Below are 24,753 nucleotides of genomic sequence, written 5' to 3'. Positions count from 1 at the left end.
AGGGGCGCTGACACGCAACTCGAGCATTTGACGGTCAGAAGCGCTGCAGCCAATACCGAGTTTGCGGACATTCGTTTGATCGAACGATTCTTTAAGCATGTCGATGAATGGCTAGCCGGGGCCGGTGAAGGCGCACAAGTCATCATCGTAAATAACACCCCGCCGGAAAACGTGATCGACCATGTCGTCGTGCGGTACACGCGGGACCCGGAGACGCCTCCGCTCGGCGTCATCGATAGCGAAACTGGAGGGGGTCGTGGTGAAGAAGACTCGCTGTCGGACCCAGACGATGATGGGCAACAGGACGGGGACCCAGGACAAGTCGAATGGAATAGGGCGATCCGCCCAGCCCGACCTAGCCCGAAGCGGCGGGGACAGATCACATGGACCAGTGCACGTGGTCCGGTCACGGGAAGCATTTCGATGAGGCCTATCACGAGCCACGAATCTGCAACGGGGTCGGGCAGGCTCACATCAAGCCAACGACACAAGAAAAGGGCGCGCTGTCGCCTGCGAAAGACGAAAGCTCCCAGGAAAGACGATGTCACGTATGGCCAGACATGTGCGAGTCGCACCTAACCAGGACGGCGACACTTATCTTTGTCAAAGCGCCGAGGCAACCATTTAAGGCTTTCGACACTTTCAGTATGGCGGTCGTCGCGGATAGTGGCAGTCGGTCAACGGTGGGTGGGGATGCAAAGCGCGATCAATCGAGATTCACTTCGAAAACCGGGATGATCCGGTCCGTTGATGCTTCGTAGTGGGCGAAACCATGCGCGCGCTGTTTGATGATCCCGAATATGAGTTCGCGTTCGGCGCGGGCCAGCTCTGCTGTGGTTGCGGCGGCGGCTGGATTGCCGCCTATTTCCACCGTCACATGTGGGTCGGCGCGAATATTGGCGACCCAGGCCGGGTTTGCATCTCTGCCTGCTGCCGAGCCAACAATGTACATCTTGCCGTCGATGTCGAAGTATCCGACCGGGTTGACACGCTCGGCGCCGGTTTTGGCACCGGTGCTGGTGAGTAGTAGCAGCGCGAAACCTTCGAACTGGCCGCCGACCTTCCCTTTGTTGGCCCGGAATTCGGCGATGTTTTTCTCGTTGAACGATCTCTCCGATTCCATAGCGTCGTTGCTGTCGTTGTTGCTCATTGGCCCTCCTTGGATGGTCTCGTTGCGCCTCTAATCATGTGATTGGTAGTGGGTCACCAATGGGCGTCCCAGGCGTCCGGAGAGACCAGGCAATGGCCGGTAGTCATTGCTCATCGGTCCCTGCGACCTGCGTCTTGGTGAAGTTCTGGTTGCTGGCCAGCCATTCGTAGAACGGCAGGTGACCGCCAAAGACGTTTTTGAGTGTGCCTTCGGCCACTGGGCGTCGCCAATCCCATTGCAGCATCGCCGCGATGACGGCCCAGTTGACGACGATCGCACCTGCTTGCGCTAAGCGCATGCAAGACGTTAGTTCGCTCATCATGTCCCAGCAGCCCGAGGCGTCGTAGACCGCGTACACGTCGTAGCCGGCGGCGAGTGCGGAGACGACTGGGAAGTACAGGCATACGTCGGTGGTGACGCCTGCCATGATCAGCTTTTTGCGTCCGGTATTTTCTACCGCGGCTTTAAACTCGGGGTCTTCCCAGGCGTTGATCCAGCCGGGCCGGGCGATGTAGGGGGCATCAGGGAACAACTCGAACAGTTCGGGCAGCAAGGGTCCGTTGGGCCCTTCGGCGTAGCTGGCCGTCAGCACGGTCGGGAGGTTGTGCACTTTGCCGATGTTGGCTAGCGCCAAGACGTTGGATCGGAACTGGTCGAGGCGGATGTCTTGCACGCCCAGCATGGTGCCGGTCTGATGATCGATCAGCAGCAGGGCGCAGTTGTCGGGGGTGAGGAACTCCAGGTAGCGCGAGTCGGTCATTGTTTCGTTTCTCCGGTGGGTCGGACGCTTGGTGACCGAGATAGCGGCCCCCCCAGCGATCTGCTTGGTGTGCGTATGGCGCGCCGATGTCATTACGGTGAGTTGATCACATCCATCCTCCCGAGGCGTCGATGGTGGCACCGGTGAGGTAAGAGGCGTCCGGGGAGAGCAGGAAGGCGACGACGGCAGCGATTTCGCCGGGTTGAGCCCAGCGGCCCAGTGCCACGGTGGATTCGGTGAAGGTGCGGATGTCGACGTCGGACAGCGCGGGGTGCACGTAGCGTTGGGTGTGTTCTGCTGCCATGTCGGTGGCGGTGCCGCCCGGGGCGATGGCGTTGATCGCGATGCCGCGTTCGGCCAGTTCGGGTGCCAGGTTGAGGGCCATCGCAGAGACCGCGGCCTTACTGGCCGCGTACAGGGTGTGTTGATAGACGGCGACGCGAGCGCTGATCGAGGCGGTCAGCGTGATTCGTCCGCCGGTGCTCATCGCCGCAGCGGCGGCCTGGGTGGCGAATAGCTGTCCGGCGACGTTGATCCGAAAGACGCGGTCGAAATCAGCGGGAGTGATTGAGCCCAGGGCGCCGAAGTGTTCGACGCCGGCGTTACTGGCCAGCAGGTCCAGCCCGCCGAACTCCGCAACCACCTGCGCCACCAGGTTGTGGGTTTGGGCGGCGTCGCTGACGTCGGCTTGAAACGCGGCGACCGGGTGGCCCTCGGCGCGCAGTTCGGTGACGAGCGCGTCTGCCGAGGCGGCGTCGTGGACGTAGTTGACTGCGACCGCAGCTCCCTCTGCGGCCAGTCGCCGCACGATGGCTGCGCCGATGCCGCGTCCTCCGCCGGTCACCAGGGCTCGTTTGCCCTCTAGCCTTCGGGGCTCTGCCATGACTGGACCCTCTCGTCACGCGGATGGGCGTATATCTCCGCGCCCCTAGTCGATCGACGCCGCCACCAAAGCCGTGCACGGCAACGCGCAGCTATCCAAGCCGCAATCGGCTGCCAGGCGGTGAGCTGGGGTCGTCGGTGGGTGTTGATTGCCTCGCAGACCCAGTGTAGTCCGCAAGTAGTTTGTGCGCGAACCAGATCTACGATCAATCTGTTCGACAGTGTCGGGCTGCACGATGAGGTTGGGCACTAACCTGTGACTCGGCTGGCGCGCCGATGAAAGGCGCGGCTCCGCACTCATGGTCGCAGGTGCGACGCAAGCTGCGAGCGCGGACTTACTAGCTTCCCCGGACCTTGGGCGACCGTCCCGAGCTTGCGCCATACACGGCGAAGGTCGGCGAGGTCGTGCTCAGTGAGATGATTAAGAAACAGCTGATTAATCAACGTTGTGATGGTGTCGTTGGCCTTGAGCAACACCTTCCACCCGCTGCCGGTGATACTGGCATATGCGCCGCGCCCGTCGATGCAGTCGGCGGAGTCTCGTCGGACAAGTCCCGCCGCTTCCAGGCGCCCGACCACGCCGGTTAGCCCCGAGCGGGTAATCATGACCTGCTCGGCGAGCTGACTCATCCGTAGCCGCTGCCCGTCGGCTAGCGCGATATGGCGCAGAACGTCATAACTCGTCAAAGCCAATCCGTGCTGGTCTTCGAGTTCCTGACTCATCGCGGCCATGATCAGCTTATGAGTGCGAAGCAGTCCGCCCCAGGCCTGACTATCACTGGCGGACAACATGTTCAGGTCGTCGGCTGATGGCATGCCTGATCACATTACGCGGAGCAGCGGCTCACGAGCGGCAAAGTGCGCGAATGGTTCAGCGCGGTATCGCACGCTGCAGGCCATTGACGTTCATTGGCCTCACGCGGCAGCTGGGCCTCGACTGCGCGTGAATCACTCACGGACGCTGATCCTTAACGCTTTCCGGCCTATGGACTAGGCGACCTCGTGGGGTTGCTCATTGGCGACCGCTGCCGTCGAGAACGCGATCGCCTGGGCCAACTCCGGCCTTGGGCTGTGACCAGCTCTTGTCGGCCTGAGCGCACCAGTAGTTGTTGTAGAACAGTCGGAATACGTCCTCGCTCGGAGGCGGGAAGTCTTTGGGCGGCAGCTCTCGGGCCGCGGCGGGCGTTCCCGATCCCTTGACGACCTGTTCAAATCCCGCGGGTGTGTAGGCGTTGAGCACATGGCAATCGGTCATCGAGGTGAACACATGCACGGTGTTTCGCGGTATCCAGAGAGAATCGCCGGGCCCGGCGGTGAAGCGATCGTCGCCGACAGTGAAGTCAATTTTTCCTTCGAGCACGTAAAACCACTCATCGATGAAAGCGTGGACGTGGGGGATCGGGCCTGATCCTTCCCGCATGTACTGCTCGATGAGCGAGAAGCTGCCGCCGCTGTCTTCGCCGTCGACCAAGATGTACCAGACGATGTCGATGAGCCAGTAGGCGGGCGCGTTAGCGCGGCTTTTGGCGAAGGGTGCGCTGACCTGGGGAATCATATCTATTTACCTCAATATCCAGTAGTGCCACTCGACAGGTTCGACGCGGCAGGTGTAACGGCGCCGCACAACAAGTTCGGCTGCGAATTAGTTTAGATCAGCATTCGTCGCTGTCCTTGAGAGACTCGGAGGTCAATAGATCTGTCTTCCGATGCCGGCCTCAGCGACGGCTCCCGGCCGGTCCCCCAGTGCATGGGGAAACGCTCGCGCGGGGCGCGCCGTCCGACATATCACGAGCCAACTCGCGACGAAACCTGGTAGTCCCGCCAGCCTAAATATCTGCCCTGCTGCGTCAGGGTCACACTCATCAGCTAGTGGGTCCGAATCCCACCCGATCCCACGCGCGTCAAGAGCACGGTAAGCCGAATTAGTGACTTGGCATTCCAGCGGCCATCAGCGGTTCCACGAGCATGACTGTCACACACTGCGGCGCCCCTGCCGAGGGAGTGAACAGTCCTGTACTTTTGAAATGCGACCGCTTCGAGCATCCGCGGCGACGCTCGGTATGAGATCTTCGGACCGAGCCTCGTCAGGTCCGGGGATGCAGCGGTGAGCCGCGTCTGACTCGCCGACCCGCCATTAGGGATTATGGTAGTCCTGATGCCGAACGTTAGCCTCGCTAAGACCGCCCAGCTGCCTGCCACTGATCGTGGGCGTCGCAGTCGCGCGGCCATTATCGACGCCGCAGCGACCATAATGTACCAACGGGGTGTAAGTGCCGCCAGCCTCGATGACGTACTGGCCGCCGCGGGCTGTGGCAAGTCGCAGCTCTACCACTACTTCACGGATCGCTCGGAACTGGTGCAGGCGGTGATCGACCGCCAGCTCGAACTCATTCTCGCCAACCAGCCCGCTTTGAACAAAGTCGACTCGTGGGCAGGTCTGAGGCGTTGGGCCGACCAGATCCTTGACAAACATCGAGTTCCTGGTGGACCTTTCGCCTGCCCGCTAGGCTCCATGGCTGCCGAATTAAAGAACGACGAGGCCTATTTGCCAGCCCTTGACGCCGCATTTGATCGCTGGGAATCGGCTCTGGCGGCGGGCTTGGAGAAGATGCGTGAGCGCGGTCAGCTTCGCAAAAGCGCCGACCCGCACCGCCTTGCTGCTGCGCTACTCGCAGCGTTGCAGGGTGGAATGCTGTCCGCACGCGTTCACAACGACATCACTCCGCTTGAAGACGCGGTCGACAATGCCTTGCTGGCGCTGCGCCATAAGGCGGCGGCGCCGCGAATTGTCAAGCGCTAATGCCGACACTGCTCGGAGCGCACGGCCCTCGTCGACGTGCTCTCAGACGGTCTCGAACCTGTCAATACGGCTGTCAACTCTTCAAGTCGAGCCATGCACTCGAGCCGACACTGGCAGCAGAGGTGCAAGGCTCTAGCCACTGCTCCACCTCGATCACAACAACGTCAGACTCCCGACGGCAATAAGCTGCATGGGTGATTGCGACTCGCCCGGCGAAGGGAAGCTGCCACGTGGGTACCGCAGTCTGGGACTCGATAGGCGTCATCATCGCACGCTCTGCGATGCGCTTGCCCGTTGCTGATCAATTTCTGGTGGTGTGGCAAAGATCTGCATGCCCCAACGTGGCGCCAGATCGATGAGGCGTGCTAGGTCTTCGGCGGTGGGTGCCACGGTTTGAGTGCTGCCGTCGGGCATGGGTGTCCCCGCGGCTGCGAAGTAGCTTTCCACCCCGGCGGGGGCGGCGATTACGAATGTGCGTGCAGGATAGGCTGTTTCATTCTTGAATTGGTGGATGACGCCCAAGGGGGCGGCGACGAAGTCGCCGGCGGTTGCGTCTACGCGGGTGCGGTTGGCGCCGACGTAGAAGGTCAGCTCGCCTTCCAGGATGTAAAAGCCTTCATATTCACGCTCATGCAGATGCGGTGGGGGACCCCCGCCGGGTGGCACAAAGAATTCGAACGCCGCGTAGGCGCCTCCTGTGTTGTTTGCGGCGGCCTTGATGATGTAACTGTCACCGGCCATCGTGTAGCTAGGGCCTGTGCCGGCGCGGGCAATATGTGCGGTGGGCACCGCCACGCTGCTCATGTCGATGACAGGCTCCTGCTCGCCGAGTTTGTCGACCCACGCCGCGAGTCGATCCAGCAGCATCGTGATGAACCGACGAGTGGGTTCATCATGCAGGCTGCCGTCATCGCTGAATTTGTTTTTGGCGCTGTCGATCAGCACCTCGGGCTGGTTGACGGGCAGCATGTCAAGGTAGGACAACACCTGTCGCAGATGGAGCTGGGCCCGCCCGGATCCGGATCTGCCGGTAGATGCGCCGATTAAAGCGACCGGTTTGCCGGCCAATACGTGCTGCCCGGGAGGGGCGCCGATTGGCGTTCGTGACAACCAGTCCAACGCGTTCTTGATAGGTGCTGAGTAGGAATGGTTGTACTCGGGGGTGGCGATCAGCAGCGCGTCGGCGGCGGCTACCCGTTGTGCCAACCGCGTCACGGCAGGCAACAAGCCGGCGCTTTCGGTGTCTTCGTCGAACATCGGCATCGCAGCGAGACTTTCGATCTCGATTGTCATGCGCGTCGGAGCCAGTTCTTGGGCAGCCACCAACGCGGCGGTGTTGTAGGAAGCGCGACGCAGGCTACCGGAGAGTGCTAGGACGCGAATATTGCTTTCTGTCATGGTGATTCACTCACTTCGGGGCTGATCTGAAACTCGTGGGCGGTGAGGACTTCCGCGAAGAAGTCGAGCATGCGTTGCCAGGAGCGTGAGTCGGCCTGGGGATCGAGAACGGCTTCGGGGGTCCGTTCGGCGCCCAGCGATCCTTCGCCGGTGAAACTGTGTTTGGCGCCGCTATAGATGCCGATTTCCCAGTCAGCCTGAGCGGTGCGCATCTCATCGCGAAATGCGGAGACCTTTTCGAACGGCACGACAGGATCGTCGTCACCGGTTAAGACGAGGACTTTGGCGAGCAGATCACCTGGGAACGCGGGAAGGGGTGTGTCCAGCTCGCCATGGAAGCTGACCACGCCGCGCACCGGTGCCTGGTCGCGGGCTAGCTCGAGTACTGCGTTGCCGCCGAAGCAGTAGCCGATCGCAGCAACCCTGCTTGCGTCACATTCCGGTTGAGCGCACAACGCGTCAAGCGCTGCCCGGATGCGCCGCCGCAGGTATCGGCGGTCCGATCGGAAGGGTGTGACGACGGGGCGAGGGCCGGCGTCGAGATCGGTGATCGGGTAACCGAATACGTCAGCGGCCATCGTCGCGTAGCCCGAGGCCGCCAGCTTGTGCACGCGGTCTCGAATTGAGTCGGTGATGCCCAACCAGGCCGGCACCACTAATACGCCGGGGCGCGGTTCGTCTGCTGCCGGCACAAAATAACCGCGGAGACTCTCTTCGCGGTCGTGGTAATCCACCGGTCGACCTGACGCTGTCGTTGTCATCGGGGCTCCTGAGTCCTCGCGGTCACGCCGGGGTGTGGTTGCGGCGTGGGGCGGCTGGCAGTAATCGCCGGGATCAATGGCCGAACGGGACGTGACGTGCGCTCGGTGACAGCGTGACCCACTTGGTCTGGGTGTATTCGGCCCAATTGACCCGCGCGCCGTATCGGCCGCCGTTTCCGGATAACTTCACGCCGCCGAACGGCACGTAGGCGGCGTCGTCGACGGGCTTGTCGTTGATGTGCACCATGCCTGATTCGATGGCCAGCCCGACACGGCTCGCGCGCTGCGGGGATCCGTAGACCGCCGCCGACAAGCCGTATGGGGTGTCATTGGCCTTATCGATCGCTTCTGCGTCGGTGTCGAAGGCGGTGACAGCGGCAATCGGGCCGAAAATCTCCTCTTCCCAAGCGCGCATTCCCGGCGCCACCCCGGACAAAATGGTGGGCGGGAAGAAGGGGCCCCGCTTGGAGCCGCCTAAATGCAATGTTGCACCTTTGCTGACGGCGTCGGCGACGATTTCCTGCATGCGGTCGACCGCGCCGGGCAGCGTCATGGGGCCATACGATGCCTCGGGGTTGGCCCACGGGTCGTCGACGACCAACTTGGTCGCTTCGGCGGCCAGTGCTTCGATATACCGGTCATGCAGCGCGCGGTGCACGAGATGTCGGCCCGCGGCCATGCAGACTTGGCCCGAAAAATAAAACGATGCGTACAAGGCGGCCGAAATCATCTCGTCGAAGTTCTCGACATCGTCGAGAACCACGAACGGATTCTTGCCGCTGCCGCTGATGGAGACGTGCTTGAGGGTTCGGCTGGCCGCTTCGGCGACTCGTTCACCGGTGGCGGTGGAGCCGGTGAAGTGCACCATCGAGATCAACGGGTCGGTTTCGAACGCTTCGGCGTCGGCGCCTTCAGCAGGGATGCAGTGGAAGAGATTCTCGGGGAATCCGGCTTCTTCCAGGACGCGTGCGAAGACGAACCCGCTGGACATGATGGCTGTCTTATGAGGTTTCAGCAGCACAGCGTTGCCGGTAGCCAAAGCCGGTGCCACGTAGCGGGCGCCCAGGGTGAGCGGAACATTTGACGGAGTGATACCTGCAGTGACCCCGAACGGAATCTGCAACGCGTAGCTGTGGCGGTTGTCGCGGTCGGCGAGGATCTCACCGTGGCTCTGGGTTGGGTACGACGCGGCCTCAAGGAACTCGTCGGCGAGGAATTCGATCTCGAATCGGGCTTTCGATCGTGGTGCGCCGACCTCGCGTACCACCCACTCTGTGTACTCCTCAGCAAAGCTGCGCATCACTTGTTCGGCGCGAATGAACAAGCGGCGCTTCTCTTCTGGCGGGACACGTACCCACTCACGTTGCGCTTGGGCGGCCATGCGGGCCGCTTTGGATACGGTTTCGGCCGATCCCAATCCGACGGTGGCAAGTACCGCACCGGTCGCTGGCTCGACGACGTCGACCCGGCTATCGCCCTTAACCCACCCGCCGCTGTAAATCGCACCGTCCAGCATGTGTAGGTCGAAGAGCCTGGGTGTCGTTGTGGGCGCAGGGGAGTCCATAACTGAGGACATATGTTCATCCATCCGTTTCGTAGTGTGATTATTTCTGTGGCGGTTTCAGTCGCGCGCGGCGAGCTGATGGGTGATAAACCCGAAGTTGGGTACCCGTCGTGCGTATAGGTCCGCGAGCGGGGCGGCGAACTCGCCGCCCCAGTCGCTCAGAATTTCGGCGATCACCATGTTTGCGTTGGCGATCTTCACTCCGGCTTGACTCATCCGCAACATTGCTGCAGACAGCGCGTGGTGGTTGAGCGTGCCCGAGGCATCCATGACGGCATATACGTCATAGCCGTCACTAACGGCCCCGAGTGCCGGGAATGTCAGGCACACGTCGGCCGTCACACCGGCCATGACAAGTTTGGTTCGGCCGGTGATACGTACAGCCTCGACAAAAGCGGGATCCTGCCAGGCGTTGATTTTCAACCGGTCGATGACGGGCGCGGTTGGCAGGGCGGCAAGCAATTCCGGGAACAGCGGACCATTAGCTCCGTCTGGGTTGCTGGTCGTCAAGATGACCGGTAGCCGAAATGCGGCCGCCGATTCCGCCAACCACAGCGTCTGATTCTTCAGTTGTAGCGCTTCGACATCGGTCAAACCGAAATTCATTGTGCCGACTTGGTGGTCGATCAGGAGCAGCGCGCAATTGTCGGCCGTCAGGGTCTCGAAGAAACGCTCAATCATCTGCTGCCCTCATCGTTGGTTGCGGGGCACGCCCCGTTGATCGCCGACGAGCGCCGGCAGGGTGTTCATGGACGAGCCACCCCGTTTCTGTGGTGCAGTTCCGTCAGCGTGTGCCACGGCCCTCATGTACCCAGCGTGTCAGGGCGCGGCGCTGTGCCGCCATTCCGAAAGAGTTGGGTAGCGCGGTGATCGATCGGGTGAAGGCCACCCTGTCCGAAAGTACGGAAAACACGGTGCCGGACGGCGCCCTCCTAGGGGTTGGCCGCGCACAGGGGTCAGCGCGCGGTCCCGTCTGACGAGCAGGAAAAGCGGATCAAGACCGCACCGACCCATACGGCGGCACCATCTGAACGCCCCAGTACCGACGCTGGCCACGCACCCGGTTCGGGGTGGAGCATCTTGCGCGGATGGATTCGCACGCCATCACCGGACGCGGGTAGACGAGTCGGCGTACCAGCGTGATCGGCGCGACCTCGCGCCGATGAACTCGTCACGGGTGTAGACGGCGACTGAATACCATGACGCGGCACCTTGCTGTCGGCTGTTCAGCTTTCGGTTGCCGTTGACAGATGTTGATTCCAGCCGACCCAAGCCCGCCGCCTGCGGCGAAGGTAAACGGGAATCATCAAATCTTCTCGCAATGTCATGTCTGGTGCTTTGAGATTGCGGTGGGGTGGTGAGTCATCCCCAGCCGATCCAGCCGCCGTGGACTTCGACCACGATCCCGCTGGTGAAGCTGGCATCAGGAGAGGCTAGGTACACATATGCGGCGGCGAGTTCTTCGGGTTGTCCGATTCGGCCGGTAGCGGACATTTTTGGTGCGGCGTGCGGGAATGCTTGAGCCGTTTGCGGAGTGTTCAGCGCCACCTGGAACGGTGTCCAGATGGCGCCAGGGGCAACGGCGTTGACTCTGATGCCGCGGGGCCCCAGGTTGAGCGCAAGGGCTTTCGTGAAGGCATCGATTGCTCCCTTAGTTGCTGCGTAGTCGACGAAGTTGGCGGCGCCGTAGACACCGCCGACGCTGGACGTCGAGATGATCGCGTCGCCCACCGTCATGTGAGCGAGCGCGGCCTGCGCCAAGTGGAAACACGCCAGGATGTTGACGTCAAAAACGCGCCTCAGTTGTGCCTCGTCAATGTCTTCGAATCGTTGCCGCTCGCGCCCGTAGGCGGCGTTGTTGACGAGTATGTTGAGGCCTCCCAGAGCATCGGTTGTCTCATCTACGGCGTGTCGACAACCGTGGCGTGTGGCCAGGTCGACCTTGAGTGCAACGCAACGGCGACCCTCCTGCTCGATCAACGTCTTGGTCGTTGCGGCGTCTTCGTCGGCGATGTTGTAGGCGATCGCCACGTCGGCGCCCTCTTTGGCGTAGGCGATCGCGACCGCGCGACCGATGCCGCTGTCGCCGCCGGTGATCAGCGCCACTTTGCCGTCCAGCTTTCCCGCTGCCCGGTAATGGGCGAGGTCACTGATCGGACGGGGCGTCATTTCGGCCTCGATGCCTCAATAGGGTTGTGGATCAGGTTGAAAAGTGTTGGGGTCGGTGGGGTATCGGTCATTTTGAGCGCTCATCGGTCTTCCTCTCGTCGGTCGAAGAGTGCTTGTCGCCGCGTGTCTGCGCGTCGCGCGGTATGTCGTGCGGTGTGTCACCAGGGGATCGGTGCTGCGTCGCGGAAGAATCCGCCCGAGGGGCCGTCGTCGGGCAAGTCCACCGCCCACATGACACTGGCGGCGCCATCCTGTATGGACCGTCCGCCGCCACCGCCCATGTCTGTGGCCACCCATCCGGGGCAGACGGCGTTGACAAGCACGTTGCGATTGCGCAGGTCGGCGGCGAGTTTGACGGTCAACATGTTTAATGCGGCTTTGGTAACGCTGTAGATCGGTGTGGCGCCGCTGCCGGCCGTTTCGGTGAACGAGCCAGCGCCGCTGGATACATTGACTACTTTCGCGCCGCGGCGCAGCAACGGCGCCAGCGCTTGGGTGATGCGCCAGGCGCCGAACAAGTTCACTTCGATGTCGCGGTGCGCGCGTGCCATGTCCACGTCAACCGCGTGATTGTCGTCGTCGTAGTCGACACCGGCGTTGTTGATCAGCACGTCGATGTGACCGACCTCGGCACGCAGGTGTTCGGCGGCTCGCCGGACACTGGCGTCGTCGGCGACATCGAGCGCACACACCAGCACACGTCCGGGCGGACCTGCCAAGCGCCGTGCGGCGTCCTTGCCTTTGGCGGTGTCACGAGCGCCAAGGACTACGGTGCAACCGCGGCGCGCCAGTTCGCTAGCCAGTTGTAGGCCGATGCCTCGATTTGCGCCCGTGACCACGGCGACGCGGTGATCAGCCATCAGTGTGCTCCGGTGAGGACTCGGTGAGCCCGGAGCGGTCCCCCGTCTCCCAGATCGGGGTGATGACGCAGCCCGACAACTTCCACCCCTGCTCCCTGCGCGCGAACTGATAGCGGTAACGACCGCCCAGTGCCCACTTGCGGGTGTGCTCGCCGTCGCTGCGGCAGTGCATTGCAGCAAAGTTGACCCAACAGGTGGCGCGGTCACCGTCGATGTCGATGACGTGGTTCGTCACGACATGCTCGATGCCGTCGATCAGGCGATGGTCGCTGCGGACACGCTCGATCAGCGCGGTGGGATTCGCGGGCAAGACCTCGCCATTTAGTGCCCTGTAGTCAAAGTGCACCCGCTCATCGAGTTGACGGACCGCGCCCACGTAGTCGCGGGTATCGATGCAGAGCAGAAATCGGTGCAGCACGTCGCGGATTGTTGTGAGAGCCTCAACATCGCCGCACGGCCTGCGTTCCGCTGCACTTGCAAGCTCGTTCATCATCGTCCCTTCAGTCGTCGAAGGTAGTGTGGCGGGCTGCCTGTTCCCACTGCCGCAGTTCAGCTTCGACCGCGTGCAGGTGCTCCAGGATGCTGTCGACGGCATCAGAACCCAAGGGCAGCCGCAGGGGGGTGCGTTCGGCGTCGAGGGCGGCCACGATAGCAGCGGCGGCCTTGGCCGGATCACCTGGTTGCGTGCCGCCGCCGGTGGTGACGTAGTCGCGGGTGGGTCCAACGGTAGCGGCGTATTCGGTGATCGGCTGGGACAGATAAGCCGCGTTCGCGCCGAACAGATTGGTGCGAAACGCCCCTGGCTCGACGATCAGGAACCGCACTCCAAAGTCGACTTCTAGGGCCAACGTTTCCGTCAGTCCTTCCAAAGCGAACTTGGTGGCGCAGTAAGCGCCGAATCCGGGGCCGGGCACCTGGCCCCCGACCGACGACATTTGCACCACGGCGCCGCCGCCGCGGGCGCGCATGTGCGGTAACGCCGCCCTGGTCAGCGCGGCCGGAGCGAAGAAGTGCAGCTCGAACAACTCCCGCAGCTCGGCATCGGTGGTCTCTTCCAGCGCTCCCACTTGGGTACGCCCGGCATTGTTCACCAACACATCAAGGCGCCCGTATCGGGCAACGGCGTCATTGAGCGCCGCCACCGCCGCCGCAGTGTCAGCGACATCCACTCGCAGCGGCTCGACCTGATCCGGATGGGCGGCGACAAGATCATCGAGGCGGTCTACGTGGCGGCCCGCGGCGATCACCACATCACCGGCGGCGACGGCTGCCGACGCCAGCTGCCGGCCAAAGCCGCTGGTGGCACCGGTAATAAACCACACTCGCTGCGCGACTGGTGCAGTCATCATCATCAACTCCTTTAACCTTCGGCGTCTCAACCCTGGGATCTACCATCGGCGTGTGAGCGGGTAGCCGTCCAATATCTTCTGTGATAACCATCGGATATGGACGTGCACGTGCGGGACTTGCGTTACTTCGTCACTGTCGCGGAGCTGTTGCACTTCACCCGTGCTGCCGAGGCGTTGTTCATCAGCCAGCCCGCCCTGTCGAAACAAATCCGTACCCTCGAAACCCAGCTGCGCGCACCGCTTTTCGTACGCACCAAGCGCACAGTCGAACTGACCGCCGCCGGTGCCGCGCTGCTGCCCCATGCCCAACACATGCTGGCTGTCTGGGCGGATGCCGAACAGGCCGTGGGCGCCGCCGCGGTCAACCAGGACGCCACCCTGGTCGTCGGATTTTCGACCAGCGTGGGGCGCGGCCTGCTGCCCGCTATTCGGGCTCGCCTAGCCAACCACGCCCCCCATGCCCAAGTACGGATGCGCCAAATCCCTTGGGGCGACCCCACCGGCGGTCTAATGACTTCGGGCCATCAGCGCACCGACGCCGCCTTCGTCTGGCTCCCTCTACCCCGGCCGGAGTCCTATCAGTGGCTGCAGGTGGCCACCGAAGCCCGCATGGTCGCCCTGCCCCCCAAGCACCGCCTCGCCGACCGCGACACCATTGCCTTCACCGACCTGCTCGACGAGCCCTTCATCGCCCTGCCGCCCTCAAGTGGAGTATTGCGCGATTACTGGCTGGCTCTCGAGGCCCGTGACGGGCGTCCCGTGCGCATCGGCGCCGAAGCCGCCAGCACTGACGAAACCGTCGAAGCACTCAACGCTGGGCTGGGCGTGTGCCTACTTGCCGCTGGCAATGTCCCACTGATCGACCGCGACGGCGTCATCATCCGCCCCGTCACCGGACTGAGCCCGAGTCAGCTCGTCCTCGCCTGGCGCCGCAACGATGACAGACCCCTACTGCAGGCTTTACGCCGGGCGCTAGCAGAAGCGAATCTGGCAACCCGGGACCCTCTGTCCCACCAGTAGAGACTCTGAGAAACCAAATCCGTTGTCAGTGTCGCGCTTACAGGAGCCAGTTATGGTCGGGAGGAACGAGAGCCGGCGATCGCCGTGCGGCTGCTGAGTAGCGGTTGTGCCGGTGCGGCCGCGACCGCACTGCAGTTGTTGACCGTGCGTTCGGCGGCCACGCGCAGCTGACGTCAAGTCCAACGCCCGACACCCGGTCTTGCACCGTAATGTACCCGCCGGTACGATCTCGATCAGGGTGGTACTACGGTGTACCACGGATGGGACGGCGAGTATGCGCGACGTGGTGCCAGTCGCACCGGTTCGGCACACTACGTCCACGGCGAAGTTGCCGCCCGCCCTGCCATGGCCCAAATCGTTAGCGGGAATTGGCTTTTCGATATCGCGTCCTTGGACGCTCCGCCAGGGGGTGCGCCGCTGCGGCAACGTTTTTACTCTTGATATTCCCGTGTTTGGCAACACCGTTGTGGTAGCCGACCCCCTGCTCGCCAAACAGGTGTTCGCGGCGAGCACCGACGATCTCGTTAATATTCAGCCGAACCTGAGTCGAGTGCTAGGGCCGGGATCGGTGTTCGCCCTTGACCGCCAGCAGCACCGCGACCGCCGCAAACTCCTGACACCACCGTTTCACGGCAGGAGCATCAAAAGCTACCAGCGGATCATCGAGGAAGAGACGCTGCGAGAAGCGTCGCGCTGGCCGATCGGACAGGAGTTCCGAACACTGGAGCCGATGAACCGGCTCACCCTGAACGTGATTTTGCGCGCCGTATTCGGAGCCCAAGGCACCGAATTCGAAGAACTGCGGCGGCTCGTTCCTGGATGGGTCACGCTGGCCTCCCGGCTGGTGCTATTGCCGCGGCCGTCGAGCGGTTTAGCCCGCTACGGCCCGTGGGGGCGCCTGGCGCTAGCACGGCGCCAGCTTGACGAAATCATCTATCGATTGATTGAGAAAGCCAGAGCTGCAACAGATCTCGGCGAACGCAGCGACATCCTTGCATTGCTGTTGCGCAGCCGCTGCGACGACGGCTCAGCGATGTCTGACGCGGAGATCTGCGACGAGTTGCTCACGTTAGTGGGCGCGGGCCATGAGACAACGGCTTCGACGCTGGCCTGGGCCTTTGAGCGGCTGCGTCGACACCCGGCAATCGCCACAGCACTGGCTGCCGAAGCCGCCGGCGAGGGCAATCAGCTGCGGCAGGCAACAATTTGTGAGGTCCAGCGTGCGCGCACGGTCATCGATATGGCGGGTCGGCGTGTGGTGACTGCGATGTTCGAACTTGGCCAATGGCGCGTGCCGCAAGATTATTCGATCCTGATCAGTATCGCCTCGCTGCATGGGAACACCCGTGCTTTCTGTGAGCCTGACCGATTCGACCCCGACCGTTTCATCGGCGATCGTCCTTTGAACTTTGCCTGGTTGCCGTTTGGTGGTGGAACCCGACGCTGCGTCGGCGCAACATTCGCCAACTTCGAGATGGATGTCGTGTTGCGAACGGTGTTGCGCCACTTCATTCTCGACGCGACGACCGACCCAGGCGAGAAAATGCACTCGCGCGGCGTCGCGTACACACCGAAAGACGGCGGGCGCATCGTGCTGCAGCGCCGCTGATGTGCGGAACCGGCACGGCGTTACGCGGGATAAAGGCAGATCTATCGCGCCCACACACCCGCAAGAGCCGCGCTCGGGCAACCGCGGCCGTGACATGGTGTTAGCAGTGAAATTCCGAATGACCGCAAGGAAACAGGATGAGTTGGGATATCCGGCGCAGAGATCGCGTCGCGGTAGTGACGATGACAACCAATCTCGTCAACGCGCAGAACCGCGCGTTCTTCGCCGACCTACACGAGGCCTTCGACACTCTGGAACGCGACCACGCTAGCTCGCCGGTGGTGCTTACCGGAAGCGGTACGCGGTTCTCCGCAGGTCTGGATTTGGGGGAGCACTTCCCGCTGTTCGCAGGTGATCGCGCGCCCGTCGCGTCGTGGTTCGAGCAATATCGAGCCACGAACATGCGCGTGTTTACCTATCCACGCCCGGTGGTGGCGGCGCTCAACGGGCACGCCTTCGCGGGCGGCTTGATCACGGCGGCCGTCTGCGATTACCGGGTCGCCATCAGCGAGGGTGCACGATTCGGTCTCAACGAGGTGCCGATCGGAATCCCCATGCCGGCAGTATACGTCCGAATGCTTACTCACGCGTGGGGCGAGCCAGTGGCGTCACGTACCAGCCTGCTTGGCGAAACCTTCTCTCCTGCAGAAGCTTACGCGCTGGGGATGGTTGATGAGTTGGTGCCGGCCCACGCGCTGCTTGATCGCGCCGTCGAAGTGGCTGAACGGACTCCCGAGGACTGTCTCGAGCAGTACGCCTTCACCAAGCGGGCCTGTCAGGCCGCTGCGCTGCGTGACATCACCGAACTCGCTGATTCACTCGATGAAGACCTTCCCGACTACATGACCGCCGCGCCGGCCCGTCGGGCGCATCGGCGCTACTGGCAGCAACTCAAAGGCCGTCCCCCGTCATGGTAAGTCGCGCCGCTGAGTCGACGCTGCCACCCTGGACGATTTGGCAACGCCGGCCGTTCCCCGACACCAACCTGCTGTTGATCGCCGGTCGTGAGCCGGCGCTGGTCGACAGTGGCTTTATCGGCCACGCCAAGCAGACGGTCGCCTGGGCCAGTGCGCACAGTCGGCGCATTCGATGGGTCGTCAACACCCACTGGCATTCAGATCATGTCGGTGCGAACGCGCTCCTTCAGGCGATGGGAGCGGCGATCGCCGCCAGCACTCCCGACGCTGATGCGCTCGCCCGACGCGACCCGGGATGCTGCCAGGCGGAATACCTCGACCAGCCGGTCAGCCCCTACGTCGTCGACATGTCCTTGGAGGACAACGCAATCCTCAGGCTTGGCGACTGCGACTGGCAAGTCATCCGCACGCCTGGGCATACGCCGGGGCACCTGTGTCTGTGGCAGCCCGACGAGCGGCTCCTGGTAACCGGTGACGCGCTCTCTGATTACGACGTTGGCTGGGTCAATCTGGCGTTGGACGGACCCGATGCAGCCGAAACCGCTCTCACCTCACTGCATCGCATGACTGATCTGCGTCCGCGGGTGCTGCTGCCAGCGCACGGGCCGATTCCGTCCGACACGAGCGCCGCCCTAGCCGCAGCGCGCCGCCGAGCCCAGCGCCTCATCGACGATCCCGAAAACGCGGTGTGGTACGGTGCTCGCCGAATCTTCGCGTTCGCGTTGATGATTCACGACGGGATCGCGGTCAACGCGGTCGAGTCTTATCTGCATAAACGGTTGTGGCTGGTTGATGCGGCGCGCCTCTTGCGGACCACGCCGGAAGCTTTCGCAGCCGAGCTGATCGAGGCCATGCTGGCAAGCTCTGCCATCGTCTGCCGCAACGGTCTCCTGTACGCCGCCGCCGAATACACCCCGGTCGAGATGTTGCCGGTGGGCGTGCCCTTTCCCCGCTCTTGGCCGCCGTGAGGCGAGCTCTACCGCGAAGCCGTGCCAGCCAAGTTGGAAGATCAAGCAGACTCACGTATCTCAGCGTGTGTTCGGGTGTGCTGGGCGAGAAATCATTCAGTCGCGCAGTCCGCGCATTGCCGCCAGAAGCCTAGCGCGGAAGTCTGGGTCCAGTTCCTCCTCGGTGATGCGGCCTAGCGCGCCCACCGTCGCCCGAAATTGCTCAAGATAATGTCGACAACCCTCGCAGTCACCCAGGTGCGCATCAAAGCGGGCGCGGCGTCGAGCGTCGAGCCCGTCGTCGAGGTATTCAGAGACAAGCTCCACTAGCTCATTGCAGTTCATAGGCTCGCGCGTCATGGTTGTCCTACAAGATAGTCCTCGAGGCGCTGCCGAACGACCGCCCGCCCACGATGCAGCAGCACGCGCTGATTGGCAAGGCTGATGTCCAGGAGTTGACAGACCTCATCGGAGTCGAAGCCCAGCACATCGCGTAGTGCGACTACCAGCTTTTGCCGCTGCGGGAGTTCACTGAGTCCCTCATTGACCACCTGCAGCAACTCGCCGCCGAGTAACGAACCCTCAGGCGTGAGGGGAAACGGCGATGGATGCTCTTTCCAGTGCCCCGGAGTCGCATCCTCCGGGCCTTCAAAGCGCGTCGGGTCAACCGTGTGTGCTCGCTCCGACTTCTCGCTTTCGCGGCTTTCCGCCACGCCGCGTCGTTTGGCGAGATTGACCAAAATGGAATACAGCCAGGTCCGCAACGCCGATCGACCCTCGAAGCGGTCAATCCCTTTGAGCACGGCAATCCATGTCTCTTGAACGACGTCTTCGGCGACCTCGCGACTGGGAACATATGATTGCGCGATTCGTAACATCGGGCCGGTGTGCTGGTCCACCAGCCTGGTGAACGCCCAGTGCTCGCGGCGACGCAGCGCGTCGAGCAGCTCTGTGTCGTCGGTGGCCTGTCTTGCCGTCATGGCCAGTGACCTCCGCTGCCGGTAGTGAATCGGTGACGGGTGTCGAAAGACATCCCAATGTGTACTGGACAGTACAGCATCAGGCGGTGTGTGACGGGCCCTGGCATGAGCGCGCTTCGGTAGGTACCAAAAGGCGGTGCCACTCGATGGGTAACCGCTGACGAGTTCTCTGGGACTGTTTGTGGCCGTGTACCTGCAGCTGCTGAGCCACGCCGCGCGTCGGGGCCATCGCCGTCGCATCTCCGTCGGCAGGACAGGCGGTATGCGTCGCCTTGAGGGTCGACGAGTCAATTCCGATCCTGCGGAGCGAAGATCGCTTTCCGGGATCGGATGAGACCCGCAAGCATCAACGCGACGTAGCTGTAGGGCATGACGATGATCGGTTGCCCAGTGGCGGCAAAGAATCGGGTGGCGGCGAATGCGTCGTGAAGCCCGATCCACAACAAGCAGAAGGCCAGGAACCACCAGGCCCACCGCTGGCCGGCGCGCAGCCCGAACCGTGCGACCACGCTGACCGCGACGGCCGCGGCCGCGACGTTGACACCGCCGACCGATCCGGTCAATTCGGCCCACTGCTGAGCACCGTTTCCTGCGGCCGCAAGTCTGTTGAAGGTAAAACCCAAGCTGCTCAGGCCGGTCGGCCACGGAGCATCAGGGCGTGCCACGCCGAGCTGCGTGGTCACAAAAGTGATCAATCCCGCGGTGAACGGGATGGCGCCGGCGGCGAAATTCAGACGCCAACCGGGCACCACCTGTGCGCTGTGTGACGTCGTCGCATCAACGGGACTGTGGTCAATGAAATCGCGGGGCTGGGACACGGACGCTCCTTAAGTGTTCGGTGTTCTCTTCGTTGAGTGCACCGCAGTACGCAATGCGTTACACGTCCCATCTGCCGGACAGATCCTGCTCGCATGAGCTGGCTCCGTACGAGGTTGGTCATGTCTTCTAAGTGCGGCAGCGTAGGGATGACGGTCAGCGGTGACGAACTGGGAGCCAGCCAACCGTGACCGCGAGGTCGAACTCGGTTGCGGCGCATGCCGCTAAACGTCGACGCGCACTACCCTGTCGATCTCCAACGCAAGGTCGTACCCCCAGGCGCTGGCTGGTGTGTGCACGCCGGGGGGCGCGTCACCGGCCAGGATGCGCCGCATGCAGGCGGCGGCGGCTTTGGCGGTGAAGATGTACGCGTCGGGACCGCGTAGCACCGCGGTGGTTTGAGCGCCGCCGGTGCCAGTTGCTCGTGCCCACACCGCACTGCGACCTTGGGCCAAAGCCTCGTCGGTGGGGCCCTCGGGCAGGCGGCGGGCCACCGCGCGTAGTAGCCCGCCGTGGGGAATGCCTATCATCATCCGTACCGGGGTGGGGAAAGCCATGTAGGTGTCATAGGACGGAGCCGCCGGAACCGAGGCCACCAGGTCTGCGCGCCACGGGTTAGTGACAACAGTGGTCAGACCATCACCGTCGCCGAAATCGACTTTCATGCGTGCCCGGCCGGCCCGGCAGGCGACGAGGGCGCCGCTGCGCCTGCGCACACCCGGGCGGCGCAGCGAGCCGAGCACTACTTCGGCCGTTCCGCGCGACACTGCGCCCACCGTCTTCAATGCCACTTCAACCCGAACCGGTGGGCCCACCAAGGTTTCCGCGACGTAGGCGGCGAGGCAGTCCGAGGCCACGATGCCATACCCGGCGCCGGGCATCACCAGGACGCCGGCTGCGCGCGCCCGGTCGTTCCAGGCCGCTGCTGCCAGGTGCTCGTCGACCTCGCCGGCGAGATCAAGATAGGCCACGCCCGCGTCCACACAGCGGCGCAGCAACGGCGCTTGGGTCCGTCCAAAAGGGCCGGCGCAGTTGAGCAACGCCTGCGTAGCGGATAGGTCGAGGTCGTCCAATCCGCCGATCCGCACGTCGAGGCCCAGCGGATCGGCGACCGCGCGAAGGGCGTCTTCGCGCCGCCCACTGAGCACCGGCTGCAAGCCTTGCTCGGCGAAGGTGCGCGCCACCAGGCGCCCGGTGTAGCCGGTGGCGCCGTAGAGCAGGATCACGGCCGCCGCCCGCTTTCGGCGATGCGGGCGAGGTTGTCGACCCAGCGCTGGTGCATGCGCCGCATCGCCGGCGCCAGGACCGGACTGAGCAGCTTCGAGGCTGCTCCGCGTTGGGTCTCCTCGGTGCGGATGTCGGTACCGCCGTCGCTGCGGGCGGTCAGTACCCAGGCGTGATGGCCACGTGAACCCAAGCCGCTGCCCGTCCAGGCGAGCCGCTCCTGGGGTTCGTATTCGGTGATTTCGGTAGTGACCGGCGCGCCGAACGTCACCCAGGAAAAGCGGCTGCCCAGCTCGACGCCGGGCCACGGGCCGCCGCGGGAACGCATCCGCTTGGCGTTGCCGTAGTAGTCGTGCCAGCGGTCAGGTCGCACCAGCCATGCCCAGACCGCCTCGGGTGCGGCGCGGCTGGCTCCGAGGTTGGTCTCATGGATCGCGGCGCCGGCCGGTTCGTGGCCCGCGGGCCACTGGACAGTGCTCATTTCGTGCTCCCTCCAAAACGATTCGTCACAGTTCCGATCCGCGGCACGATGAGCTTGACTGTCGCGCCGGGCGGCGGTAACCGGCCCAGCTCAATTCCGCTACAACCGGCCAGGGTGCCGGTGGACAAGAGTTCACCCGCATACACCGTCTCGCCGGCGCACGCGCGGTGGAGGCACGCCTGCAGCGAGTGCGCGAAGTCATCGGCGCGACCGTGGCACCACTGTTGGCCATTGACTTCCACGGTCCCCGACAGCGAAGCAATATCGTCAACCACGTCGTCGGCGGTGAGCACCTCATTAGACATGGCAGTGGCAAACGACTTGCACTTATTCACCGGGCCGAGCGGGCTGCCCCGCACTTCCTCCCATTGGGTGTCACGCAGTGAGATGTCGTTGAGCAACACGAGTCCGCCGATCGCGTCGCGGCAGGCGCTGACGGTGGCGTCGCGGACCTGATGGCAGACCACGAAGCCCAGTTCCAGTTCGAAGTCCAGATCGTGGCCGTACGGGGGCACCGGGATGGGTGTTCCGTCGGGAACCAGCGCGCAATGGTTGCCTTGGTAGAGCAGTGGGGTGTGAAGCATCATGGGCCGCACCCGCAACCGGGGGATTGGGCGGCCCGCGAGGCGCTCGTACACGCCGGCCACGCGGGCCGCGCGTGGCGCGTAGCGTGCCAGCATGCCTCGGGCGACACCCTCGGAATGACTCGGTGAGAGCAGGAAGGGCCGCAGCGAGCGCGCGGAAAACGGCAGCCGTGAGCTCAGATCGGGCGTAAAACGCTGCGACGCAACGTGCTTGGCCAGCTCGCGTACCGCCGCGCGGGCCGGGGCACCGGCAGCAAGAAACGTCACCACGTCGCTCGAACAGGCACTCAGCACCGCACGCAGCGATGGAGACACCTCGGGGCGGGCCAGCGCGTCCGCGATCGGCAACCACCGCTCACGCGGCTCATCCCACGCCGCGACGGTGTCCCCGCCGGATCCGCCGACCACGCGCAGCCTCATAGCTTGCGGCCTTGGCGGTGCCCCTCGTAGACCGCCTCGTAGGTGCCGCGGGGTGCGACGGCGTCACCGATGGCCTCGAACGAGACCTCGCGTTCCCGCAGCGGTTGTGCGAGTGCGTCCTGGGAGTGACGCGCGGTGGCCATCACGATCCAGTCGGCAGTGACCTGCCGGGTTGTGCCGCCGGTAGGGTCATGCACCAGCGACAGTGTCACCTGCTTGCCGTCGATGCCGGTGATCCAGTGGTCGCGCACCATTTCGACACCGGCGGCATACAACTGGGGGTAAATCCACTCAAGGTAGACGTCGAGGATCGTCTCCATCCCCACCATCGGCCACCGCGTTACCAGCGACACCTGCGCGCCGCGCTGCGCGAGCAGCACGGCGGTCAGAGGGGCCACCACATCGGACTGATCGTCAACGACCACGACAGTGCCGTCGGGTGTCACGCTGCCCTCAGCTACCTCATCCCAGCCCGCGGTGCGGCCGCTCTGCCACCCCGGCACCGGCTGCCCGGTCCAACCCTGGAAGCCGTCGCGGGCGGCGCGCGAGCCGGTAGCCAGCACCACATGGTCGGGCTGCAGCTCGGCCAGCAGCTCGTCAAGGAGAGCGCCATCCACACGCACCCCGGTACGTATTTGCGCGCCGTTGCCGACGGCCTGCTCACCCAGCCAGGTACCGATGCGTCCGTACTCGGCGCGGGTGGGCAGCCGCGACTGCAGTAGCGCGTGACCGCCGACCTGGTCGGCGGCCTCCACGACGGTGACGGTGTGCCCGCGTGCCGCTGCTACCCGCGCGTACTCGAGGCCTGCGGGACCCGCCCCGATGACGAGCGCGCGGCGCGGCGCGTCGGCGCGACGGAGCGTGCCTCGACCCCATGCTGCTTCGCGGCCCATCGCCGGGTTGTAGACACACTGCACGCGACGGCCCTGCATCGCAGTCTTCCAGCACAGGTTGGCCGCGACGCAGCGGCGGATATCCTTTGGCCGGCCTTGTTCGGCCTTGGTGACCCAGTCCGGGTCGGCAAAGAGCTGGCGCCCCAAGCACACCGCGTCGCCGTGGCCCTCGACCAATAGCTGCTCGGCCACCCGCGGCTCGGTGATGCGTCCCACCATCAGGACCGGCTTCCCCGACACCGCCTTGATCGGGGAGGCCAAGTCGCGCTCCCAGCCCTGCTCGAAATGCATCGGGGTGTGGATGAATGCGTGGTGGACCCCGGCGGACACCGACACGTAGTCCACGTCGCAACGCTTTTCAAGTTCGCGTACCACCTCGACCACGTCGGGCGTCTCAAGGTCACCCGGCCAAAATGACGTGGAGTTGATCCGGTATCCGAGGAACGGCTGGTCGCCGACCGCGGAGCGCATCGCGTCCAAACAGCGGACCGGGAATTGCAGCCGGCGCTCAAAATCCCCGCCCCATGCGTCGTCGCGGTGGTTGTAGAGCGGGGACAGGAACTGCCATGGCAGGTAACCATGGGAGAGGTGGAATTCGACGCCGTCCAGGCCTGCGGCGACCGCCCGCGCCGCCGCCGCACCGAAAGCGTCGATGATCTCTTCGATCTCGCCATCGTCCATGGCCTTCGGCGTCATCGCCCCGGGAGTTTCGCCCAGCGGGATCTGCGACGGTGCGCGCGAGAACCACTCCGCGTCCGGGTCAAAACGGGTGTCCTGCTTGAACGCCAGCATCGATCGAACCCCGGTGTGCAGCAACTGAATTGCGAGCTTGGCGCCCTCGGCATGCACGGCCTCGGCCACCCGGGCCAACGGCGGGATCGCGCGATTGTCATACAGCGAGCCCACCGTGAGCGGCGCGGCCAAAGAGGACGGGTGAACGTGGGTGGCGCCGATGATGATCAACCCCACCCCGCCAGCGGCACGTTCGCGGTAATACGCCACCGCCTGATCGGTGAAGCGCCCCGACCACGGATCGTCGACCCAGGTGGGACAGGTCGGTGGGAAGACGACGCGGTTACGGATCTGGCTGTGGCGAATCCTCCACGGCGACAGCAACCTCGGGAACCCGGACTCCTTGACGACCATCCAATAATCGTTTACGAAACCAA

The 24,753-nt window shown here is 63.8% G+C and carries 25 protein-coding genes; 5 read left to right on the top strand and 20 right to left on the bottom strand.

Annotated elements, in window-relative coordinates:
• Window positions 1-706: 706 nt before the first annotated feature.
• The 5 genes from ACNQS7_RS10555 to ACNQS7_RS10535 all read right to left on the bottom strand — a co-directional run bounded on the left by ACNQS7_RS10555 (window position 707) and on the right by ACNQS7_RS10535 (window position 4,347).
• The gene (locus tag ACNQS7_RS10555; protein ID WP_071321479.1) at window positions 707-1,150 is read right to left on the bottom strand and encodes a nitroreductase/quinone reductase family protein; all 444 of its coding nucleotides are present in this window, start codon (window positions 1,148-1,150) and stop codon (window positions 707-709) included.
• A gap of 103 nt (window positions 1,151-1,253) precedes the next feature.
• Complete coding sequence (locus tag ACNQS7_RS10550) at window positions 1,254-2,003, bottom strand: isochorismatase family protein (RefSeq protein ID WP_217809554.1); 750 nt, start codon at window positions 2,001-2,003, stop codon at window positions 1,254-1,256.
• Between the two features lie 13 nt (window positions 2,004-2,016).
• The gene (locus tag ACNQS7_RS10545) at window positions 2,017-2,793 is read right to left on the bottom strand and encodes an SDR family NAD(P)-dependent oxidoreductase (protein ID WP_033718003.1); all 777 of its coding nucleotides are present in this window, start codon (window positions 2,791-2,793) and stop codon (window positions 2,017-2,019) included.
• A gap of 296 nt (window positions 2,794-3,089) precedes the next feature.
• The gene (locus ACNQS7_RS10540) at window positions 3,090-3,608 is read right to left on the bottom strand and encodes a MarR family winged helix-turn-helix transcriptional regulator (protein WP_071321478.1); all 519 of its coding nucleotides are present in this window, start codon (window positions 3,606-3,608) and stop codon (window positions 3,090-3,092) included.
• Window positions 3,609-3,804: 196 nt separating this feature from the next.
• The gene (locus tag ACNQS7_RS10535; RefSeq protein WP_071321477.1) at window positions 3,805-4,347 is read right to left on the bottom strand and encodes a cupin domain-containing protein; all 543 of its coding nucleotides are present in this window, start codon (window positions 4,345-4,347) and stop codon (window positions 3,805-3,807) included.
• Between the two features lie 600 nt (window positions 4,348-4,947).
• On the opposite strand from ACNQS7_RS10535, the gene ACNQS7_RS10530 reads away from it, so the two are divergent.
• Window positions 4,948-5,592: a TetR/AcrR family transcriptional regulator gene (locus tag ACNQS7_RS10530; RefSeq protein ID WP_071321541.1), complete on the top strand. Its 645-nt coding sequence runs from the start codon at window positions 4,948-4,950 to the stop codon at window positions 5,590-5,592.
• Window positions 5,593-5,856: 264 nt separating this feature from the next.
• Here the strand turns inward: ACNQS7_RS10530 and ACNQS7_RS10525 are convergent, their stop codons facing one another.
• The 8 genes from ACNQS7_RS10525 to ACNQS7_RS10490 form a co-directional block, all read right to left on the bottom strand.
• Window positions 5,857-6,990 (bottom strand): NAD(P)H-dependent oxidoreductase, encoded by a 1,134-nt coding sequence (locus ACNQS7_RS10525; protein WP_080691724.1) that lies wholly within the window; start codon window positions 6,988-6,990, stop codon window positions 5,857-5,859.
• Window positions 6,987-7,751, bottom strand: a complete 765-nt coding sequence (locus ACNQS7_RS10520; RefSeq protein ID WP_071321476.1) for a dienelactone hydrolase family protein — start codon at window positions 7,749-7,751, stop codon at window positions 6,987-6,989. Before ACNQS7_RS10520 ends, ACNQS7_RS10525 begins: the two co-directional genes overlap by 4 nt.
• A gap of 73 nt (window positions 7,752-7,824) precedes the next feature.
• On the bottom strand, window positions 7,825-9,327 hold the full coding sequence (locus ACNQS7_RS10515; protein ID WP_158006312.1) for an aldehyde dehydrogenase family protein: 1,503 nt from the start codon (window positions 9,325-9,327) through the stop codon (window positions 7,825-7,827).
• 45 nt (window positions 9,328-9,372) lie between these two features.
• Entirely contained in the window at window positions 9,373-9,996 is a 624-nt protein-coding gene (locus ACNQS7_RS10510) for an isochorismatase family protein (protein ID WP_033719519.1), read from the bottom strand.
• A gap of 681 nt (window positions 9,997-10,677) precedes the next feature.
• A complete protein-coding gene (locus ACNQS7_RS10505; protein ID WP_095785941.1) occupies window positions 10,678-11,484 on the bottom strand; it encodes an SDR family oxidoreductase in 807 nt (268 codons plus the stop codon).
• A 158-nt stretch (window positions 11,485-11,642) separates the two neighbouring features.
• On the bottom strand, window positions 11,643-12,344 hold the full coding sequence (locus tag ACNQS7_RS10500; protein WP_033719518.1) for an SDR family NAD(P)-dependent oxidoreductase: 702 nt from the start codon (window positions 12,342-12,344) through the stop codon (window positions 11,643-11,645).
• On the bottom strand, window positions 12,337-12,834 hold the full coding sequence (locus ACNQS7_RS10495; RefSeq protein WP_170924394.1) for a nuclear transport factor 2 family protein: 498 nt from the start codon (window positions 12,832-12,834) through the stop codon (window positions 12,337-12,339). The genes ACNQS7_RS10500 and ACNQS7_RS10495 overlap by 8 nt, the downstream gene beginning before the upstream one ends.
• Before the next feature lie 10 nt (window positions 12,835-12,844).
• Entirely contained in the window at window positions 12,845-13,690 is an 846-nt protein-coding gene (locus tag ACNQS7_RS10490; RefSeq protein ID WP_033719535.1) for an SDR family NAD(P)-dependent oxidoreductase, read from the bottom strand.
• A gap of 99 nt (window positions 13,691-13,789) precedes the next feature.
• Between ACNQS7_RS10490 and ACNQS7_RS10485 the strand changes: the two genes are divergently transcribed.
• From ACNQS7_RS10485 to ACNQS7_RS10470, 4 genes are all read left to right on the top strand, one after another.
• A complete protein-coding gene (locus tag ACNQS7_RS10485) occupies window positions 13,790-14,713 on the top strand; it encodes a LysR family transcriptional regulator (RefSeq protein WP_033719515.1) in 924 nt (307 codons plus the stop codon).
• 274 nt (window positions 14,714-14,987) lie between these two features.
• Window positions 14,988-16,322, top strand: a complete 1,335-nt coding sequence (locus ACNQS7_RS10480; RefSeq protein ID WP_033719514.1) for a cytochrome P450 — start codon at window positions 14,988-14,990, stop codon at window positions 16,320-16,322.
• A gap of 137 nt (window positions 16,323-16,459) precedes the next feature.
• On the top strand, window positions 16,460-17,239 hold the full coding sequence (locus tag ACNQS7_RS10475) for an enoyl-CoA hydratase/isomerase family protein (RefSeq protein ID WP_033719513.1): 780 nt from the start codon (window positions 16,460-16,462) through the stop codon (window positions 17,237-17,239).
• 74 nt (window positions 17,240-17,313) lie between these two features.
• On the top strand, window positions 17,314-18,207 hold the full coding sequence (locus ACNQS7_RS10470; RefSeq protein WP_306255277.1) for an MBL fold metallo-hydrolase: 894 nt from the start codon (window positions 17,314-17,316) through the stop codon (window positions 18,205-18,207).
• 96 nt (window positions 18,208-18,303) lie between these two features.
• On the opposite strand, the gene ACNQS7_RS10465 is transcribed toward ACNQS7_RS10470, so the two are convergent.
• The 7 genes from ACNQS7_RS10465 to ACNQS7_RS10435 all read right to left on the bottom strand — a co-directional run bounded on the left by ACNQS7_RS10465 (window position 18,304) and on the right by ACNQS7_RS10435 (window position 24,730).
• Entirely contained in the window at window positions 18,304-18,546 is a 243-nt protein-coding gene (locus tag ACNQS7_RS10465; protein WP_225345394.1) for an anti-sigma factor family protein, read from the bottom strand.
• Window positions 18,543-19,166, bottom strand: coding sequence for an RNA polymerase sigma factor (locus ACNQS7_RS10460; RefSeq protein WP_033719511.1), 624 nt, complete (start codon window positions 19,164-19,166; stop codon window positions 18,543-18,545). Before ACNQS7_RS10460 ends, ACNQS7_RS10465 begins: the two co-directional genes overlap by 4 nt.
• 287 nt (window positions 19,167-19,453) lie before the next feature.
• Window positions 19,454-19,984: a hypothetical protein gene (locus tag ACNQS7_RS10455; RefSeq protein WP_129560190.1), complete on the bottom strand. Its 531-nt coding sequence runs from the start codon at window positions 19,982-19,984 to the stop codon at window positions 19,454-19,456.
• Window positions 19,985-20,206: 222 nt separating this feature from the next.
• Window positions 20,207-21,208: a saccharopine dehydrogenase family protein gene (locus ACNQS7_RS10450; protein ID WP_033719509.1), complete on the bottom strand. Its 1,002-nt coding sequence runs from the start codon at window positions 21,206-21,208 to the stop codon at window positions 20,207-20,209.
• The gene (locus tag ACNQS7_RS10445; RefSeq protein WP_080691825.1) at window positions 21,205-21,687 is read right to left on the bottom strand and encodes an SRPBCC domain-containing protein; all 483 of its coding nucleotides are present in this window, start codon (window positions 21,685-21,687) and stop codon (window positions 21,205-21,207) included. Before ACNQS7_RS10445 ends, ACNQS7_RS10450 begins: the two co-directional genes overlap by 4 nt.
• Window positions 21,684-22,691 (bottom strand): fumarylacetoacetate hydrolase family protein, encoded by a 1,008-nt coding sequence (locus ACNQS7_RS10440; protein WP_075545910.1) that lies wholly within the window; start codon window positions 22,689-22,691, stop codon window positions 21,684-21,686. Before ACNQS7_RS10440 ends, ACNQS7_RS10445 begins: the two co-directional genes overlap by 4 nt.
• Window positions 22,688-24,730, bottom strand: a complete 2,043-nt coding sequence (locus ACNQS7_RS10435) for an FAD-dependent oxidoreductase (protein ID WP_033719508.1) — start codon at window positions 24,728-24,730, stop codon at window positions 22,688-22,690. Before ACNQS7_RS10435 ends, ACNQS7_RS10440 begins: the two co-directional genes overlap by 4 nt.
• Window positions 24,731-24,753 lie beyond the last annotated feature (23 nt).

The organism is Mycobacterium sp. 23, from assembly GCF_048287075.1.
GTDB lineage: Bacteria > Actinomycetota > Actinomycetes > Mycobacteriales > Mycobacteriaceae > Mycobacterium > Mycobacterium gordonae_B.
The sequence above is the reverse complement of the archived record's forward strand: the minus strand, read 5'-3'. Positions and strand labels throughout refer to the sequence as shown.